The organism is Streptomyces beijiangensis (assembly GCF_017315755.1).
Classification (GTDB): Bacteria; Actinomycetota; Actinomycetes; order Streptomycetales; family Streptomycetaceae; genus Streptomyces; species Streptomyces beijiangensis.
The window spans coordinates 1-222 of sequence record NZ_JAFLRJ010001640.1; the positions used below are offsets into that span (position 1 = coordinate 1).

1 protein-coding gene is annotated in these 222 nt (G+C 39.2%); it reads left to right on the top strand.

Translation table 11 applies throughout. The features are described 5' to 3' along the window. On the top strand, window positions 1–222 hold a 222-nt coding region (locus tag J0695_RS46610), incomplete at both ends, for an acetate and sugar kinases/Hsc70/actin family protein (protein WP_206970220.1).

Genomic DNA, 222 nt, shown 5'->3' on the forward strand with positions numbered 1-222 from the left:
ATCGATGTGAAAGAGGTTCAGGTAATCCCGCAAAGTGTTGGCACTGTTTACAATGAATTGCTGAACAACCAAGGCGAAATTAACCCAGAGAAAGAACACTACCTCGAAGAAGAGATTACAGTAGTTGATATTGGAGGCGGAACAATCCTCATTGATACTTTAAAAAACATGAATTTAGCTACCAAAACCCAGTTTACAACAGGTATTTACACGCTGTATGAC